Annotated in this window: 18 protein-coding genes and 1 pseudogene; 3 read left to right on the top strand and 16 right to left on the bottom strand. The window is 57.6% G+C overall.

Translation table 11 applies throughout. From position 1 onward, the window contains the following. Window positions 1-8: 8 nt before the first annotated feature. From GZH79_RS10255 to GZH79_RS10240, 4 genes are all read right to left on the bottom strand, one after another. Window positions 9-833 carry a manganese catalase family protein gene (locus GZH79_RS10255; protein WP_211643696.1) on the bottom strand — a complete coding sequence of 275 codons (825 nt, stop codon included), beginning with the start codon at window positions 831-833 and terminating at the stop codon, window positions 9-11. Window positions 834-992: 159 nt separating this feature from the next. Beyond that, window positions 993-2,057: a DUF1513 domain-containing protein gene (locus GZH79_RS10250; protein WP_211643695.1), complete on the bottom strand. Its 1,065-nt coding sequence runs from the start codon at window positions 2,055-2,057 to the stop codon at window positions 993-995. Continuing rightward, entirely contained in the window at window positions 2,057-3,001 is a 945-nt protein-coding gene (locus GZH79_RS10245) for an imelysin family protein (RefSeq protein WP_211643694.1), read from the bottom strand. Before GZH79_RS10245 ends, GZH79_RS10250 begins: the two co-directional genes overlap by 1 nt. Beyond that, window positions 2,998-4,512: a di-heme oxidoredictase family protein gene (locus GZH79_RS10240; RefSeq protein ID WP_211643867.1), complete on the bottom strand. Its 1,515-nt coding sequence runs from the start codon at window positions 4,510-4,512 to the stop codon at window positions 2,998-3,000. The genes GZH79_RS10245 and GZH79_RS10240 overlap by 4 nt, the downstream gene beginning before the upstream one ends. A gap of 87 nt (window positions 4,513-4,599) precedes the next feature. Between GZH79_RS10240 and GZH79_RS10235 the strand changes: the two genes are divergently transcribed. Beyond that, complete coding sequence (locus tag GZH79_RS10235; RefSeq protein ID WP_211643693.1) at window positions 4,600-4,995, top strand: hypothetical protein; 396 nt, start codon at window positions 4,600-4,602, stop codon at window positions 4,993-4,995. Between the two features lie 25 nt (window positions 4,996-5,020). Further along, window positions 5,021-5,491, top strand: coding sequence for a DNA starvation/stationary phase protection protein (locus GZH79_RS10230; protein WP_211643692.1), 471 nt, complete (start codon window positions 5,021-5,023; stop codon window positions 5,489-5,491). A 2-nt stretch (window positions 5,492-5,493) separates the two neighbouring features. Here GZH79_RS10230 and GZH79_RS10225 read toward each other — a convergent pair whose 3' ends face one another. The 4 genes from GZH79_RS10225 to GZH79_RS10210 form a co-directional block, all read right to left on the bottom strand. Then, window positions 5,494-5,763 (bottom strand): DUF1289 domain-containing protein, encoded by a 270-nt coding sequence (locus tag GZH79_RS10225; RefSeq protein WP_211643691.1) that lies wholly within the window; start codon window positions 5,761-5,763, stop codon window positions 5,494-5,496. Between the two features lie 58 nt (window positions 5,764-5,821). Further along, complete coding sequence (locus tag GZH79_RS10220) at window positions 5,822-7,084, bottom strand: imelysin family protein (protein ID WP_211643690.1); 1,263 nt, start codon at window positions 7,082-7,084, stop codon at window positions 5,822-5,824. 282 nt (window positions 7,085-7,366) lie between these two features. Then, window positions 7,367-9,739: a PAS domain-containing hybrid sensor histidine kinase/response regulator gene (locus GZH79_RS10215; protein ID WP_211643689.1), complete on the bottom strand. Its 2,373-nt coding sequence runs from the start codon at window positions 9,737-9,739 to the stop codon at window positions 7,367-7,369. A 225-nt stretch (window positions 9,740-9,964) separates the two neighbouring features. Next, window positions 9,965-10,531, bottom strand: coding sequence for a molybdopterin-dependent oxidoreductase (locus GZH79_RS10210; RefSeq protein ID WP_349291184.1), 567 nt, complete (start codon window positions 10,529-10,531; stop codon window positions 9,965-9,967). 231 nt (window positions 10,532-10,762) lie between these two features. Here GZH79_RS10210 and GZH79_RS10205 point away from each other — a divergent pair, with 231 nt between their 5' ends. Continuing rightward, on the top strand, window positions 10,763-11,398 hold the full coding sequence (locus tag GZH79_RS10205) for a response regulator transcription factor (RefSeq protein ID WP_211643688.1): 636 nt from the start codon (window positions 10,763-10,765) through the stop codon (window positions 11,396-11,398). A 52-nt stretch (window positions 11,399-11,450) separates the two neighbouring features. On the opposite strand, the gene GZH79_RS10200 is transcribed toward GZH79_RS10205, so the two are convergent. The 8 genes and pseudogenes from GZH79_RS10200 to GZH79_RS10165 all read right to left on the bottom strand — a co-directional run. Next, the gene (locus tag GZH79_RS10200; RefSeq protein WP_211643687.1) at window positions 11,451-11,846 is read right to left on the bottom strand and encodes a hypothetical protein; all 396 of its coding nucleotides are present in this window, start codon (window positions 11,844-11,846) and stop codon (window positions 11,451-11,453) included. A 123-nt stretch (window positions 11,847-11,969) separates the two neighbouring features. After that, entirely contained in the window at window positions 11,970-12,671 is a 702-nt protein-coding gene (locus GZH79_RS10195; protein WP_211643686.1) for a hypothetical protein, read from the bottom strand. Further along, window positions 12,668-13,534: a CsgG/HfaB family protein gene (locus GZH79_RS10190; RefSeq protein ID WP_211643685.1), complete on the bottom strand. Its 867-nt coding sequence runs from the start codon at window positions 13,532-13,534 to the stop codon at window positions 12,668-12,670. The genes GZH79_RS10195 and GZH79_RS10190 overlap by 4 nt, the downstream gene beginning before the upstream one ends. A gap of 413 nt (window positions 13,535-13,947) precedes the next feature. Then, on the bottom strand, window positions 13,948-14,988 hold the full coding sequence (locus GZH79_RS10185) for a YihY/virulence factor BrkB family protein (protein ID WP_211643684.1): 1,041 nt from the start codon (window positions 14,986-14,988) through the stop codon (window positions 13,948-13,950). 200 nt (window positions 14,989-15,188) lie between these two features. Beyond that, a complete protein-coding gene (locus tag GZH79_RS10180) occupies window positions 15,189-16,208 on the bottom strand; it encodes a mechanosensitive ion channel domain-containing protein (protein ID WP_211643683.1) in 1,020 nt (339 codons plus the stop codon). Window positions 16,209-16,441: 233 nt separating this feature from the next. Beyond that, the gene (locus tag GZH79_RS10175; protein ID WP_211643682.1) at window positions 16,442-16,699 is read right to left on the bottom strand and encodes a hypothetical protein; all 258 of its coding nucleotides are present in this window, start codon (window positions 16,697-16,699) and stop codon (window positions 16,442-16,444) included. A gap of 57 nt (window positions 16,700-16,756) precedes the next feature. Continuing rightward, window positions 16,757-17,497 (bottom strand): mechanosensitive ion channel domain-containing protein, encoded by a 741-nt coding sequence (locus GZH79_RS10170; RefSeq protein ID WP_211643681.1) that lies wholly within the window; start codon window positions 17,495-17,497, stop codon window positions 16,757-16,759. A gap of 296 nt (window positions 17,498-17,793) precedes the next feature. After that, a pseudogene (locus tag GZH79_RS10165) lies at window positions 17,794-18,306 on the bottom strand (hypothetical protein); the annotation flags it as partial.

Below are 18,306 nucleotides of genomic sequence, written 5' to 3'. Positions count from 1 at the left end.
GGTCTCCTTTACATCTGTTCTTTCTGGGCGCCACTGTGCTTGCGGGCCTTGCCCAGATCGGGTTTCTGCCCCAGCGGCTCGGGCGGTTTCACCACGCTGAATTCCGCTTTGCCGTTCAGCGATGGACCGCTAGTCCAGCGGCCTTCCGGCGTCGGTTCATCCAGAGAGGTGTTCAGGAAATAGTAGCTATGCTGCGTCGCCTCGTGCGATTCCGGCGTCGAATTCGGGATCGGCAATGCCGCTTCCATGCCACCCAGTTCGTCGATCACAGCCAGCCATTGCTGCTGGTGCATCGTGTCGCGCGCGATCAGGAAAGACAGCATGTCCTTCATGCCCTTGTCGTCGGTCATGTTGTAAAGCCGCGACGCCAACACCCTGCCCGACCCTTCGGCCATCGCGTTGGCGGTCATGTCTGCGGCCAGATTTCCGGTCGCGTAGATATGGCTCATGTCAAACGGCACGCCGTTAGAATCGACCGGCATGGCGGACAGGCCGGACGACAACAGGTGGCGGGGGTTCATGCCGCCCAGAATGGCGTTGACGATGGGGTCTTTGGCGGCTTCTTCCTGTGTGGTGACGGGCGCGCCTTCTAGGTTCAGTGCGACAGCATGACCCAGAAATTCGATATGACTCAATTCTTCGGTCGCGGTCATCATCAGCATGTCGCGGTATTTAGCATCACCGCGCGCACCCATCGCCTGAAAGAAGTATTGCATTGCAACGCGAATTTCGCCTTCGACGCCGCCAATGGCTTGCTGCAACAGTTTTGCGAATTGCGGATCGGGGGTGTCGACCCGTACCTTGTATTGCAGCTTTTCGGAATGGTGAAACATAAATTCTCCTTTGTGCTTGCGACCACGATTGATTGTGATCGTCAAACATGCCCAACAGCCATTTCGTTCCGGCCATGGTGCAGCAGAGTTCAGACGACTTGCCTTATTTTATGTTAACGTTTGTTGGGTCACTGATTTGACTGACAATCCGGCCATCGTTCAGACGATTGGCACCAGATGATTATCCCATGCGACCGCCATGCGGCGCAGTCCGACCGGGGTCAGCATACCGCCAAGCCCGTCCGTGAATGCAAAATCGCCTGCGAACGCGGCGACACCGCAGACATCCGAACGCGCCAGCACCGTGGGGGCCGGATCGTCGCCAAAGATATGCGCAACACCGCCGCGCGGCGACGTTATGGCGACCCTTGTCCCGTCACCGGACCAGGCCACCGATCCGGCGTAGCCGTCCAACCTGCGTTGCAGCGTGTCATCGGCTGACCGCAGATCGATGGCCTGCCCCGCACGGTGAATTCCCAAAAGCGGAACCACTTGGTCATCCGGACCTTGCCACTGCATTGCCATCGCAACGGCGCCATCCGCCCGCGCGGACAAATGACGGATCGACGCCTGTCGCAGATCGCGCGGCAATGTGACCTGCGCCACCAATTGCCCATCGTTCACATAAGTCAGGTTCGGACGCATGGTCGCAAGGTTCAGCTTTTCGCGCGCCCGGTCCGGATGGGTGCGGATTCCACCGTTGGCCACGGCCAATGTCTGTGTGCCCGGCAGACGGACAATTTCGTGCGGACCGATACCGCCGGATGCGATTTCTCCGATCCGGCGGTAGCCTGCCGTTGTATCCCACAGGCCCAGCTGACCTTTGCCAGTGTCGAACGCGTTTTCCGTGGTCACCAGCACAGCCCCGTCGTCGATATATGCACCATGGCCATAAAAATGCCGCCCCGGCGGGGCATCCAGACGTTGACGCACCACGCCCGCGCTACAGTCGATCACCAGTGCGAAGGTCCCCGGACGTCGGGCGAACGCCACGGCTTCTGGTCTGGCCGGGTGTGCGGCTGCGGCATGGCCGCGACCGGGCAGCGGGATACGAAAGCAAATGTCCAACTGCCGGTTTATGCCATACAACGTGAACCTGTCATCCCGGTCCCGTGCCGCCGCCAGCAGGACAGGTGCGCCAACGTCCGCCCATGTCAGCGTGGGTGCGGCACAGGTCGCCAGTGCTGCGCCACAGCCGCGCAAGAATGAACGGCGGCCCTGCATCAGTCGCCGTCCAGTGCGTTGAAACCGGCCGTTATCCCCATCTTTGTCCCGATCTCGCTTTCGATTTGCCGCCGCGCAGCACCCAGCAGGGATTGGATCGCCGCGATGGGCGCGCGCGCCATCGGGTCGGCCACACCGGCAAGGCTGGGGTCATCAATGGCGCGGGCACGCATCAGCGCATCGGTCAGGCTTTTTTCCGCGTCCGGTGCGGGGCCAAGTTGCCGTGTCAATTCTAGCAAGGCTTCGATCTGGGCCGCGATCATCGGTGCCGACAGGTCCGCGCGTCGCAGTTCCGCCCGCAACGGGCGCGGATCGTCATAGGTATTCAGCGGCGCCCCCAGCCGCTGTTCGATCAGGAATTCCAGCCCGGTGACCAAGCTTGTGTAAAATGCTGCCTCGACCTCTTCCGGGGCCAAAAAGCGCGTGTTGTCAGGCGCACCGGCGGTCCGCATCAGGTCGGCAAATTCTGACGTCCAGCCATCCCGGATCGCAGCCGCACTTGCAGCAAGATCGGCGGTCAAGGCAAGCGTCAGATCGCAGGGCTGCGCGTCGCGTTCGTACAAAAGCCGTTCCAACGCCCCCAGACCCCGCGCCGCGACTGACGCGGTGGCAATCGCGTCCGGTGTCCAGGCCGTTTCGCCCTGCCCGATCAGCAACCGCAAACCGCGCCCCGTTGCATCACGGGTGTCCGGCCAAAACAGAATGGACCGCCCCCGCCCCAAAGTTTCGACCGGGCCAAGCGTCAGATGCGACATGCCCGCCCAGGCCGTCGCGGCATCAACAAATGCGGGTTTGAGCGCGTCAACCTCGCAGGGTGTATCAGCCAGCCGGCCCGACGCGGCGGCAAAGGTTTCGACCCGTGGCAACACATGCCGGTCGATCACGGCGTCGACATCGGCAAACGCTGGTGACGCAGCCAGCATAAACACAAGGATACGGATCATAGCGACTCCAGAAATGCGGTCAGGGCCGCGCGGTCATCAGGTGATAAATCGACAAAATTCGCACGGGCGGACGCCGCTTCGCCGCCGTGCCACAGGATGGCTTCGGTCAGGGTGCGGGCCCGGCCATCGTGCAGAAATCCGGCCTCGGGTGAAACGGTCTGCACCAGCCCCAGTCCCCACAACGGCGGCGTGCGCCATTCCGATCCGGTCGCATCACCGGCAGGCAAGTCATCGGCTAGCCCGTCACCCATGTCGTGTAGCAAAAAATCGCTATAGGGCCAGATCAGCTGAAACGCATGCTGCGGACGGTCCGGCAGGCGATGCGTGACATAGGCGGGGGTGTGGCAGGCGGCGCATTGCGCATCGTGAAACACCGCTTGCCCGCGCAGAACCTGAGGATCAGCAGGATTGCGACGTTCGGGCACCGCAAGGGTCGCGCTGTAAAAGGTGACAAGGTCCAGCGCATCTGCTGCGATTTCGAACCCGTCTTGTGCTGCATCCATGCCATCGGGTGCGGCACGGCAGGCGGTTTGTGTTTCGGTGCAATCGCCCCACGCGTCAGGACGCAGCGGCGAGGCAATACCGATATCGCTGTGAAACGCATCCGCCGCCTGCTGGCGCAATGTCGGCGTGGTCGCCCGCACCCCGAACCTGCCCAGCATCGGCTGATCGTATTCGGGCGACCAGACCATATGCGCCCGTCCACTGATGCCGTCGGCGTCTGTATCATCGGGGTCTGCACGGGCCAGAATATCCTCTGCCCGGATCGCTTCGATCAGGCCAAGTCCGATCATCTGCGGCGCGACCCGCGGGCTGAGCCGCGTATCGGGATGCAGCGGCCCATAGGCCAGACCATCAAGCGTCAGCACAGGTTTGCGCAGGCTGACCGTTTCGCCACCCGCAAGAGTCACATCCTCTACCGTCTCCCAATCCATGCGGACCCGGCCTTCTGCCGGGATGCCCGCAAGTGACAGGTCGGAAAACTGCGCCCCATAGACAGGGTCAGGCGCAAAGCCAAGGTAGCTTTCAAGCGCGCTCAGGTCCGCGTCTGACGGCATCGCACGGCCAAGACGCACAACCAGACTGCTGGCGTCATCGTCCGGCCCGGTCGGTGCGTGGCCGCGTCCATCCTTGATATGGCAGTCCTGACATGACCGCGCATTATACAGTGGGCCCAGCCCATCGGATGCGATCGTGGACGCCGGGGCGGATACCCACAGGCGTTCAAACAACCCGTTCCCGACCGCAAAATCGGCGCCCTGCGCAAAGCTAAGATTATCTTGCGGTTGGCTGAAGGCCTGCACGTTCGTCATGCGGCGCACCGTCCCGGCACCGCCGGACTTTGCCGCGAATGGACGGGGGGCATCGAACCGATCAGGCGGGGCCAAAGCCCGCGCTGCCCTGTCGGCCTCTGCCGCAGTCCAAGGGACGTGTTCCAGATGCGGTTCAAGGTCGGGTGCTGACTGATTTGCGCTGACAACGCCGACTGCCAGAAACGGGGTCAGCACCATGAAGATCGCACGCACGGACAAAAAATACTTCCCAACAGATATTATTCCGACTATATTTGTCGGAATACAGCAGGACGTCAAGGCGATATGGCTCAACCACAACTGAAACAAGTCGATGCAGCGTCACCGGAATTACCGCTGCTGACGTTGATCCGCATGTCTGCACTGGACTGCCGGGTTGCGGCGCGCGCATCGGCCACGGCTTGTGCGACCATCGACCCGACCGCATCATCCAATGTCTTTGCAGCTCAGCTGGTTAAAATCCTTCCGCAGGTGCTTGAACGCAGACCCGTGATCTGGCGGCCCGGCACACGCGGGGCGACGTTTGACGAAGAATGGCTGCTGGCCGTCGTCGATGCCGTCAGGCGCGGTGATGTTGACAGCGAACGTTTCCTTTTGCGACGCAGGGTGAAACCTGCATCGCTTCATACGGTACGATTGCTGGTCAGGGGCATGGCGCAGGAAAACGAACGACCTAATTAACGATACAACAGCAAAGGAATTGATCATGGCCGAAACTGCATCCGATCTTAGCCCAGACGCCAGCACAGAAATCGCAACAGCACTCAATCAGGCTGTCGCCGAAACTGTCGTGGCCACAATGCTTGCGCAGAACTTTCACTGGAACGTGACCGGCATGGCGTTTGGCCCGCTGCACGAGTTGTTCCAGACCATCTACGAGGACCATTTTGTCGGGCAGGACGATCTGGCCGAACGCATCCGCGCCATTGGTCAGATAGCCGAAGGAAAGCTTGCGACGCATCTGGAACGGTCCAAAGTGTCCGAAGGCGACGAGCGCGCCAGCGACAAGGACATGATCCGTCACCTTGCCGAAGCGCAGGAAACCATCGGCGCAACACTGGCTGGCCTGTCAGAAGTCGCCGCCAAACACGGCGATATTCGCACAGAGGATCTGGCCATCGAACGCGGACGTATCCACGACAAGTTCGCGTGGATGCTGCGCGCCCACCTGCAGTAAGCTCAGGTTGCCCGGCGCACCACGTCGGGCACTTTGCGCCCTTTTTTCTGTGCCTTTTTCACATAGGCCAATGGCCAGTGCGTGTAGCGGCCCATCTGTTCCTGCTGGGCCATAACAAGCGCCACGAAGGCATCCAGCTCGCGGCTCTTTTTCAGATCCTTTGAAATGGATTTTTGTTCCTTTGTCATCGAACAGCCGATGCAATGCGACCCGGCAGGACCGGGGCGTTTGAACTTGCAGACACCGATACATGGGCTTTGCGTTTTGGGCATGTCGCCTCTTGATTGACCAGATGCGTGCCGACGCAGACCCGTCGGCACGCTGCTTTGGTTATTCGAACACGGCGTCCGGATTGTCGAGACTGTCGGACCCTTCAAATGCGATCTGCGTGCCCCCCAGCGCTGTCACCGCGCGCTCGATCTCGCGGGTTTGGGCGACAAGACCGTCGATTGCGTCTTGTATCAACTGTCCGCCTGCGGTGTTGGCCGGATCCAGCATCATGTCATAATGCAGCCCCGCTTCGGCAGCGACGACCATATCCATCATCTGGAACTGGGTGTGATCAAGCGCCGCCAATAGCGATTCCGCGACGGCGGGGTCGCTGTCCATCAAAAGCGCATGCAGCGACGGGCCGGACGTGACCGTCCCGTCCACACCGACATATTCGCCACGATAGACGTTCCGGACACCCAGCGCGTCATAGAAATGATCCCAATGGGTGTTGTCGGCAAAGCAGGAATGTTCTTCTTCGGGGTCGTTCAGCAACAGCCCCAGCTGCATCCGCTCGCCCGCTTGTTCACCATAGCTGAGTGATCCCATGCCGGTCAGAATCCGCATCGGTCCGGTCGAATCGTCCATGACCGCAGCCCGCGCGGCACCGCCATCAGCCCATGCGTCGGCCATATCCTGCAGGTCCGTCACCAGCAGATCTGTCGCCGCTTTCAGATACGCGCCACGTCGGTCGCAATTGGCGTTGGTGCAATCATCACCTGTCGCATAATCCGTCCAGGGGCGCTGGCCCGCCGTGGCATCATATGGGCCGATGTCCTGCCCCCACAGCAGGAATTCGATGGCGTGATAGCCCGTGGCGACGTTTGCTTCTGCACCACCCGCTTCATGCAGGGTGTCCTGCAACAGCGTCGGGGTGATCGTGCGCGCGTCGATCTCTGTTCCGGACAGCGTAAACGTCGGATTGGCAATGACGTTCAGTCCCGCTGACGGGTTTTCGTCGTACCCTTCGGACGGTGCCGTGCCTGCGGCATCAACATAGTCGATCAGGCCTTCGTCCAGCGGCCATGCATTCACACGCCCTTCCCAATCGTCGACGATCGGGTTGGCAAAGCGGTAAACCTCTGTCTGCTGATACGGCACACGTGCGGCAAGCCAAGCATCGCGCGCAGTCTGAAGCCCCGTGGCCGATGGGGCGGCCAAAAAGTCATTGACCGCCGTTTGCAGCGCTTGCGCGGTGGTCAGGCTGTCACCGTAAGACGCGGCAGCGATATCGGCATAGGTCGTCATCACATCGTCGGATTCAACCGCGTGGGCTGCCGTCGCAACGATGGCGCAAACCGCTGTTGTTGTAAAAAGTCGCATAAAGTTTCCTTATATTCGTCATCGGGTATCAGGCGGAACGACATAAATCTGGCAACTGGCACAAGGGTCGATGTCACCGGGCCACGCCCGATTTCGGCATCCATTGCTTCAGTCAAACAAAGTCATTCAACGGTACAGACCTATTCCTGACAATTTCAATAAGGTTATGCAAGTGTTTTGTCGTGCGCCGTCCTTGCCCGGTATTTTGTGACCCCAGAGTTCCCCACAGAGACAGTGAAACGCCGACGTGAGCCGCACGAATGGCTTGAGTTCCATCAGGGATTAATCTGATAGACCTTGGGAATGTAGAAGCAAACCTGGTCGGGCCTGCGACCACGTCTTGGTGAAAGACACCATGGCCGCGTGCAAGTTCGGACGACGATCACTCCGAAGCGCGGTTTCGAGGTCCGCCAGGCTAAGCCCGAGCGCTTTCAGCTGAAACACTGCAGCAGATCCTGCAGCGTTGTGCGCTTGGTCTGCTAGTTCATGCGCTTCTGCTGGCGACCCGACTGCATCCGAACATCTGCTGGCCAGACGGTCAGTTTCCGCGATGAATTGCGCGATAAGAGCGAACGTTTTTGGAATGCCGATCTGCGCACGTAAAACCGAAAACACATCCTCTGCGGCTGCGATCCGGCCGGTCCTGTCGATCGGCCCAATGTCACCCACGCTGCGCAAAAGGGTATTCTTTGTCAGCGGCTTGACGATCGTATCCGTCACGCCAGCCTTTCGGAAACGTACAAGATCCTCGGCGAGCGCATGCGCAGTCAACGCGATGATAGGCGTGCTGCGATTGGGGCCTTCCGTTTCGCGGATCTGATGCGTGGCCGTGACCCCGTCGATCACCGGCATAGAAATGTCCATCAAAATGATGTCGAACAATTCGGTTGCGGCCGCCTTGATGCCGTCGTGACCATCTTCGGCTTCCACGACGCGATGGCCGGCCTTTTCGAGTATGTCACGCGCGACAAGGCGGTTGATCATGTTATCCTCGACCAGCAAAATGTCGAGCGTCCCGTCCGTTGTTTCCGTCGGATGAATCGGCGTCTTCGTATTGTCCGTTACAGTCGTTTTTTCGACGGGGGTTCCAACCGGTAGACGGACCCAAAACAGGCTGCCTTTCCCCGTCTCGCTTTCGACGCCGATTTCACCCCCCATGGCGATGACAAGCCTTTTGGAGATAGCAAGCCCAAGCCCAGAGCCTTCGGTCACGCGGCTGTAACTGGCGTCAAGCATCTGGAAATCTTCCCAAATGCGGGACTGGTCTTCTTTTGCGATACCGATTCCGTCGTCAATCACACGAAATTCCACCATGTCACTGTCCGGTACGCTGTCGCATTCCAGAACCAGCTGCCCATTACGCGTGAATTTGTTCGCGTTGCCCAAAAGATTGAGAAGCACCTGAAGAAGCCGTGTCCGGTCGGCCCAGACAATTTCCGGGCCCTGCCCTGTCGATACAGTGATTGCGTTTCCGTTGGCGGAAATGCTTGATTGCTGGCTGGCCACTAGCTGGCGAAACAGTTCGTCGGGGCGGATTTCGATAGGCTTCAGGTCCAATTGTCCGGCCTCGGCGCCAGAAATGCTCAGTACATTATTGACGTGGCTCAAGAGTAGACTGGCAGAGGTTTCCATCGCCGACAGATATTTTTTCTGCTTGGGCGCAAGCCGGGTCTCTTGCATCAAAACCATCGTCCCGAGCAGCCCGTTCAGCGGGGTGCGCATTTCGTGGCTCATGACGGCAAGAAGCTCTGCCTTTGCCTTCTCGCCCGCCACGGCCTTGTCCCGCGCCACGACAAGTTCCTTTTCAACAGCAGCGCGCGCAGAGACATCGCGCAGAAAGGAGACAAAAATCTGTTCACCATCGGCGTCGACCGAAGCGATGGTCACCTCGACGGGGAAAACGGCGCCATCCTTTCGCTTCGCTTCGAGTTGCAAAAGACCTGCGCCCACGACGTGATTTTCACCCGTCAGACGAAAGCGTTTCATACCGGCATTGTGTGAATTGCGCAGATGATCAGGTATGATGAGGTCCGCCATATCTTGGCCGATCGCCTCGTCACGCGTGTAGCCGAATATCCGCTCCGCCGCGCCGTTGTAATCCACAACCTGACCTTGCAGATTCATCGCAAGGATGCCGTCAATCGACGTGGAAATCACCTCTTGCAGCCGGTTTCGGGCATTTTCCACCGCGATCTCTGCGCGCGCACTTCTGCGGATCATCCAAAGAAGTACTAGAACGACCAGTAAGAGCGTGAAAACAAGAGCGAAGGTCAGAATCCCGAGACGGGTCAGCAACAACGCCAAAGCTTCGCGTCGCTCGTCTTTTGCCAACGCGAAAAGCTTGACACCTAACAAGGAGAACGTGCGAACCTGATCGCGCAGGTCTTCCAAATCCTGAACGATATCCGGAAGCGCGGCACGCAAAACGGCATCGGAAGCATCGAAACGCGTGACTTGCCGATCAAGAAAGGCATTCATCGCGATAAGCGCTTCGTCCGCGCCATCCTGGGACCGCAGTTCAGCGAATTGGCGGCTTTCTGATGTGACTGTGACCCGACTGTAGAATATGTCGAACCGCCGCCGGGCATTGGCGAGCGTACCGTCCTCGTCGGCCAAGGCGGCGTTGACTGCCACCTGTAGCGCCAGCAGGTCCACTTCGGTTTGGGCCAGCGACCATTGCGTGGCGTCAGAGTTGACGGAAGCCAAGCCGTCGACTTCGTTCTGGATATTATTCGCCAGTAAGATTGCGGTGATGACGCTGACCGCGACGGCCACAGCGATCACAGCCATTGCAACGCTCAGCAGGTTCTTGCCAAGGGTGGAGTGTAATGGCTTTCCTCTCTTGGCTGGCATGGCAATCCCTGCGCTGTTCGCTGAAATCTAGTCCGAAACCAAGATACGGTCGAGCTGCCAGATGCTACGGGCATAGACCGATTCAGATTGATACGCCTTGTTCGCATCGTAGGGATAGACAATCCAAAGCGGACCCTTGTCGCGCACTGACATCGGCTCACCATTATGCAGGTAGGCGATGATCGGGCCGCCTTCGACCGCATCGGACAAGGGGATATCAACTGCGTAATCGTTGATAGCCGTCGCCGTTAATTTGCCCTCTCGTATACCAAGCTGATCAAGCAATTCCCTTAACGGGACACCTGTGAAGCTTTGTTGACCGGTCGTCCAAGGCGTTGTGGTCGTAAAGTTGACGTCCCCCAGCGACCGCAGCAGGTCCATGTCGAACTGCGCTGTCTCGTTCGAGTTGGTCATAGGCACAGCCCCGGATACCGTCAGAAGAACCTCGCCCGTTGGTGCAGGCAAATCTTCTGCAATGACGGCGCCCCAAGGCAGAAAGACGGCGATCAGCAAGGCATACAGATGTCGAGCGAAATTCATTGTGTATTCTCCGAATGTCAGGCTTTCACGCTCAAGAGTATTCGCATGTTCCAAGATACAGATCAGCGTGGCATTGGAATATGCGACTATACTTTTGGATAGTAACCTGATACCTATGGTTAAGGTATCGCGGTGGATTGTTCACCGAAGAATACGCAAGAAAGCCCAGCATGATCGATTTTTGGCTTGATCGCTTTGTAACGGCCAACAGACCTCAATCTAGTTTGAAAGCTCATGCCAAGGGTGAAAATTTCATAACGACCGAACTTGTTAAGGCTTTATGCCATGATTGACCCTGACCCCCACACACAGACTTCGGACTTGCGCCTTTTGATTGCCGACGATCACGATCTGGTCCGCGAGTCGATTGCCGCATTGCTGAAGCAGGAAGGCGATATTCTTGTCACGACCGTTGCGACACTTGACGAGGCGTTGGCTGCTGTCGAAAAGTCTGGCCGCTTCGATCTCGTACTACTCGACTACAAGATGCCAGGCATGAATGGTCTCGATGGTCTTGCACGTATGAGAAAGTCAAACGATGGCCATCCCGTGGCGCTGATGTCAGGCAATGCCTCTCGCGCCGTCGCAGAGGAAGCGATTGGTTCCGGTGCTGCTGGGTTTATTCCAAAAACGATGGCATCACGCTCCATGGCCTCTGCAGTACGCTTTATGGCTGCGGGCGAAGTTTTCGTGCCATACGGATTCATGCAACAGGATGACACGACGGTCGGTGATCTCAGTCCGCGAGAAACCGAAGTGCTTCGTGGCATCGCCGAAGGCAAATCCAACAAGGAAATTGCCCGCGATCTGGAATTGCAGGAAGTGACGATAAAACTGTATGTCAAAACGCTTTTCCGCAAGCTTGAGGCCCGTAACCGAACCCACGCGGTGATCATCGCGCGAGACATGAACCTCTTGTAATCCAAAGCGTGTAAAAAGCAGATGCATGCGCTGCTTTTGTCATGGCGGTCGCCTACTGCGAATGATTCACCTGATCATCGCCTTGATACGTCTTGATCAAATCACCCAGGATATCCGATACCGATTGCTGTTTGCCATTATTCGTCTGGTCGTTCTCGATCATGATCAGGCCTTCGGACCCATCGCCCAGCGTCATGTATACCTGAACCCAGTTTCCGATGGCATAGGAATTGGAAACGTAGCCGGGTCCAGACGCGCCCGACGGCCCGTCTGCGTCTCCTTTGGTCGCTCTCATGGCGTCAGGACCGCGCATGTGCAGGGTCAGGTGGTTTTCCCTGCTGCGCGGTGCAAAATTCCAAGGCCGCGAACCGATGACGAAAGGCGTTTCGCCTGCGACAGCCTCAAGCGGTAACAGCAGGCAAATGCTTAGGGGTGCGATGATTTTCATTTTCTTCTCCATCTGTTGATGATTGGGGCGGTCCGGGAAAAAATCCCGAACCGCCTGACGCACCTGCCCTTGCCTTTGGGGGGACGTCGAGAAACGGCAAACGCTGGCAGATGCGTGTCCCGATCAGTTGATCCCGTCGATCGTCACACCGATGTTGTTGCCGATCGAGGTTGCGACAGACGAAACCGCCGGATCGACAAGCGTGCCGAGACCGGTCACGTCAGTGAACGAGACAAGATCCACCAAGGACGTGGACGTCCCGACCGCATAGGCCGTCTGAACGTTGTTACCCACCAGGAAAGCATCCGACCCCGATGTGGTCACAAGGTCTGCCGTAAAGTTGTTGGCAAGCGAGGTCGCGTCGCTGTCGACAGTCCCGTTGATCACACCGATCGTCGTCGACGACGCTGTCAATGTTCCCGGCAATGACACGTCCAAGGTGCCCAAAAGCGGGTCGACGCCGCCGAACGTCTGGATGGCATCGTATTGGGTGGAAACGTCTGCTTCGAGTGCTGCGCTGTTGCCCAGCACAGTCGAAGACGTCTCGACCGCAAGCACATCATCAAGCGTCAGTCCCGAAAGGCTGACCACATCGTTGGTAATGCCCAGCGAGGAGCTGGTCGATGCAAAGTCGCCCAAGCTGGTCTGATCGACCTCGACCTGCTCAAGTCCGGTCGGGGCAACCACGACGTCACTGACTGCATTCGTCGTGACAGAAGATATGACGTCGGCGTTCCAGTTCCACGTCACTGTGTCAAAAGCCATTGCCGGCGCTGCGGCGCAGATGGCGATTGCGGAGACTACGAGTTTTTGCATATTCATCATGTTTCTTCCTCATTTGAGTTGGCTTCGTCTAGTTTGTCGGGGTATTCCCCTCCCGGTTGACAGCCTTCATACGGAATTGCTGGCAAACCGAGCCCTTCGGTGAGGATTTGGTAAACCGCCAATTCCACCACCGATCGCACTCCAAGCTGCAATGGTTCATTGCGAACTTTACCGGAGTCGAATTCTACAAATTGGTCGCCAAAGAAACGGAAAATACCCGTTTCATATTCAACGCCAACGATCTGCTTTTGAAGACTGGTGACATAAACCGTTCCCAGACTTTTCATATCTATCAGGCGCAGATCGAGCCCCACATTAATGACGGCGGCGCGCCGGCTGGCGCCAACACCGGCGACGAACAACCGCTCGCCACCTGAATGAATGTTATAATTCAGCTCCGTGACTGCGCCCAGAACGAGGAAATGCGCAGGCGCAACATCCGGTTCACCAATCGGACGTTTGATCATATTTGTCTGGACAAGCTGCTGTTCGGACAGCGCGATCCGCGGATCTAGCCGCTCTGCAAGATTGACCTGACGCGTCTTATAGAATGCGCTGATGACCATTTCGGACGTACCCTGCGTTACCTCCGTGCTGTCGTTGGCAGCGTCGTAAGCGCGTTTGCCGGTCTTGTCCGTGATATTGCCAACTGCAAAAGTTGGACGGTTCAGCCCCGGATTCTTTGCAAGTTCCGTAAGGCATATTGTATAGGGTGTGCTGTTATTGGTAACTGGCGGTCCAACAATTGGATTGGTCTGCGACCCTGCATCAATACTGGGCGAACATGCACCAAACGAAAGAGCCACCAAGGCAGTACCAGCTAATTTTCGAATTGGAATCCTGTTACTGTAGTGGATAAACATATTGACCTCTCTCGCTGTCCCAGAGAAAGGATCGCCTAATTTTTTATTTTTAGATATCGTGCAGAAGCTTGGTTAACAGCGCTGTGCGAATACCTGTTCTTATACCAAAGGATATGAACGTGGCGCAGACGAAGTGGGTTGCCACTGACTCTGTCCGGAAAAAGGCAAAGCGACATTGCCCAGTCGATGATTGGGGATCAAGACGCGTCAATTCTGAAGCCGCACAGCATCGTCGCAGCCACCCAAGGACTGTCGCGGGACCGAAATCGGTCCCGCCGATACATTGCTCAGCCGGATCGGCGGCCGCAGCGAGGCCCAACATATTTTGGTAAAACCTGAACTGCCGCAGCGCAGCAGTTCCTAAACAGACGCGATGCCGCGGTGAGATTTAAGACCCATCATAATCGCCGCGTTCAGGGCTTTCGGCCAAGCGTATCGGCCATTCTGGCATCACGTTTCCCCATCGGTCGGACCTTACCGCGCGTGGTGTCCCGCGCCGTCTGGTGTTCCATCTCTGCGTTCAAAAGTGCGCCCAAAAGCACCACGAAAGCCGTCAGCCAGATATAGAGCAAAAGGATCACGACACCTGCGAGCGTGCCGTAGGTTGGCTGGTAGCTGGCAATATTCCGCACGAAGGCGAAAAACAGCCATGAGCCGCCCAGCCAAAGTGCCGTTCCGATGACGGCGCCGGGCGTAACCCAGCTCCACCGTGGTGGACGCCGGGCTGGCGCGTGCCGGTAGATCATCCCAAGCGACAACATCGACAGCATCGCAAGGAGCGGCCAGCGGCCAACCGTGGCGATGGTATCGTTCCAACCCGAAAGCGTAGATGTCTCGATCCACGGCGGTATAATTAGCGCTACAAAAATCGTGCCAAGGGCCATGATCGCAAGGATACCGGTCAACCAGAGCGAGATGAAATTGCGCACGACGATGCTGCGCGTCTCAGCCTCTGCATGTGCCAAGTTGATACCGCTCACAAGGTTATCGATGCCCCGCGAAGCCCAGAAAAGCGAAAGCGCAAGGCTGAACAGCGCTGTCGCTGTCGCTTGGCCGGTCGCCTGACCGGCAAGCGCAACAGCCTGGTCGCGCACAACAGTCAAAGGTTCGGGCGGGACCACGCCCTCGAATGCGTCGATTTGATCGACGACCAGATCCGGCTCGAATACCATGCCCGCCAGTGCCGCTAGCATGGCGATTGCCGGAAACAGCGACAACATGCCAAAGAATGCGATGCCCGCCGCCAAGAGGGGAAACAGCTCTGGTCCGACCCGGCGGCCCGATCTGATGATTATGTCGCGCCAGCCCACAAGTTGGATGCCGTATGGCCGCCAAGCCCGGCGCCCGCGACCGACCTCGCCCGCTGCTTCTTTCTTCGCCGCAGGCTGGTCCCCTTCCAGATCAGGCGTCGTTCCTTCAATCGGCCCCGGCCCCTCGCGGTATCTTTCTTGCATCTCGCCACTCTTTGCCCGGCTTGTATCAGGACATAACGCGGCATCTCAGGCAATGATCCATTGCTGCGCGGAACATCTATCAAAGTAAGAAAAACGCTACCGGGCGAGCCAAAGTCGTTACCGCGTTTAAAACACAACTCGATCACGCGCTGTTACGCACTGATGCCGCTGCCGTGACAAAGGTGTTCCTTGCTGTTTCTTTATGGCGTTCCGGATTTAATTTCGGCCCGAGTCTGCGGCAAAGCACCGGGATATTCGCCCTGAATAAAGGACATAAGCTTCTCACGCATCTCGCATCGCAAGTCAAAAGCATGTCCCGCACTGCTGGCAGAGACCAGCACCCTCACCTCCATCACGTCGGGACGAAAATCGGTCACCGCCAGATTGAACACTTTTCCATTCCACAGCTTTGACTCTCGTGCGATCTGCTGCGCTTGGTTGCGGATGACATCTATGGGCGCAGTGTAGTCGAGATATATCAGGACCGTGCCGATCAGATCGGACGTCTCGCGCGTCCAGTTTTGGAACGGCTTTTCGATGAAATAGCTCAGCGGAACGATCAACCGCCGCCAGTCCCACAGACGCACCACGACATAGGTCGATGTGATTTCTTCCACCTGACCCCATTCGTTTTCGATCAGTAACGCGTCGTCGATGCGTATCGGCTGTGTTGTGGCCAATTGTATGCCAGCGAAAATGTTTTTGAGCAGTGGCTGAAGTGCGAGGCCAGCCACCAGACCTGCGGCACCGGCAGAGGCGAGAAGACTGACCCCGTATTGCCGGACCGGCTCAAACGTCATGAGCATCGCTGCAATGGCGATCGTAATGATCAAAATGCTGGCAACCCGTAGCAGGATGCCGGATTGTGTGATGTGCTTGCGCGCAAGCAGATTGTCCTCTTGATCGACATGATATCGCCGCAGATGAATAGCGGCCCAGATGTGCATGGCGGTGTATAGTAGCCAAGCGATGGCGGCGATGACGCACAGCATCAGCGCGTCGCGGACAATGCCAGCGGCCCACGGATTGATCGGGGCCACGGCAGTGCCGAAAGCAAAGGCAAGGATCAGGATAATAAAGCGGACCGGGCGACGGGTTCGCGCAATCAAGGAACGCCAAAATTCATCCCTGTTGGCCAGCGACCTTTGCACAGCCAGAACAAGCAGGCGATTAATCAGATATCCCGCCGCCAATGCAGCCAACAAGATGGCAACCGTCATCGTTCCTTCCGGCAACGTGCCCGAGATTTCTTTGATGAATTGTTCAAGGTTTACCATGATAAGAGCAGTCTACTGTGGTTATGGTGTCGGTGCCTGTTTAGCCCGTCGATCCGTTGACAAGTCGCCCTGATGATCCGCGTCCCGGCCTTCTGACGTTGATGGGGAAAATGGCTTTGATGCATCACGCGCCAGTTGCACTACAGCGCCATTAACCTTCTTGGATTGCGCCACTTTCAAAATTGCGCCGCGAGGTCGGCAGCAAACCTGAGCATAAGAGCGGCAGCTGACGCCGCAGCGGCTTTGGCGGCCTGCCGGTTCAGGGTCGCCGCACGGTTGAAGGCTGTCACGATACGATTGAGGTCAGCGTAATTCAGCTCTTCGAAACGCGAGACCCGGCGCAACCTGCGTTTCCCGGAAAGATACCAGAACCACGCTGCCGCTGCCGCAGTAAAAAGCCCGAACGCGTCAAGAACCATTGTCAGGATTGCCACGTATCTCTCCTTGGGTGTCGGGACCAGACGTGCCACAGCAATGTGGCGCTTGCGAAATCAATGCATTTCCTCTCGGGCCGGTTCCTCTTTCCGCGCTGTATGCAGCAGCGCCATGACCTCGAGCGTGACGGCATCTTCGAGAACCTCTGCAAGACGTGTGGGGCAAAAGAGGCTGATCGTGACCCGCGCCTTGCCAAGGTCGGTCGTTGAAAATCGGATGCGGCTTTCGGGGTCAAGAATGTCGACACCACTGCGCCGCTCGATCCCGGCGTTGGCACGCGCGGCCTCTTCCCGGTGCGGACCGTAGTGACGCTCTACGATGGCAACCAGATCGGACTGTCGGTCTGGCAAATCAACGTCAGCCTCCGTCGTGACGGCGAAGCTGTGAAACGTGTAATCTCGTACCACAGTCAGGTTTCGGATCGGCGAGGAGAAAAAGACGCTGTTCGGCACGACAGCCGTGCGGCCGGTATAATGAAAAGAGTTCGGCAGGAACTCTTGCATTGTGGTGGCGAGCAGCGAGTGGTCGACCACCTCGCCCCGGACGCCCGATACCTCGATCCAATCGCCGACCGCAAACGCACGCGTCGACGCGCGCATAAGTGAACCGGAGATGCACAGGATCATCTCCTTTGTCGCGACGACAATGGCGACGGCGACCGCGGCGAGCGAAAGCGCGAAGGTCCGCAATTGCGGGGCCCAGATCAGGACCAGGCCGAACAGCAGAAAGATGAGAAAGACGTTCCGGCTTGTCGCGATCCAGCGGCGCATCACATGCGGCGGCAGATCGCTTCTCATTCGGATAAGCCTTACGACAACGATGCGTGCGACCCAAAACGCGAGCAACAAGAGGATTGACGCAACAAGGTCGGGGGAGAACGCGCCAAGCACCGAACGAAGGGTCAAATTTGTCAAATCCAAAGGCATCAATGCGCCAGCTTATCAAAGGCAGGTGTCCAGTAGAGGTAAACCCAACCTTGATTCCGACAAGGCAAACGATGCGCAAAACCATAGGCATGCTCGCGCTGCTATAACCATTGTGATCCCAAGTATATTGCGCTCGATTAAGTTTTCAGGCCCAAGCGATTTGAGACTTACCTGACCATCCGAAAATAATCGATCTCGATATTATCTTCCATGCCGGTATTGCAAAACCCGATCTGAGAGTTTGATGTTCCGTCGATCTTGCCAGCTGAAATGATTGACGCACCCTCTACACTGTCGGCCGACGCCGCAAACGTCACATCACCCTGAGCAATCAATTGGCTTCCGAATATCTGAAGGTCAGAGGCCACGTTGATCCCGCCTGATGTGACGATCTGGGCTCCGCCCCCGGCGGCGCAAGAGTCGTTCGCGCCCAACCGAAATCCATTTGGCGACGTGACGGAATTGCTATCAACGCTCTTTGTGACCAGCAACACATCTTCAAGCGCCGCCCCTTTTGACATTTTCACAGGGCAATCAGTCACGATGACCACATTTTTCAAAGGTGTGCTTCCATCAATGGTCAACTGCTTGCCGGAACAAGATACGTCATACATGCTGCCAGGCACCAGATCAGCCATGGACAGGGTCGTCGTGGATAAACTCCGCATGCTGGGGCTGGT

It is taken from the genome of Loktanella sp. SALINAS62, from assembly GCF_018263905.1.
Classification (GTDB): Bacteria; Pseudomonadota; Alphaproteobacteria; order Rhodobacterales; family Rhodobacteraceae; genus Loktanella.
The sequence above is the reverse complement of the archived record's forward strand: the minus strand, read 5'-3'. Positions and strand labels throughout refer to the sequence as shown.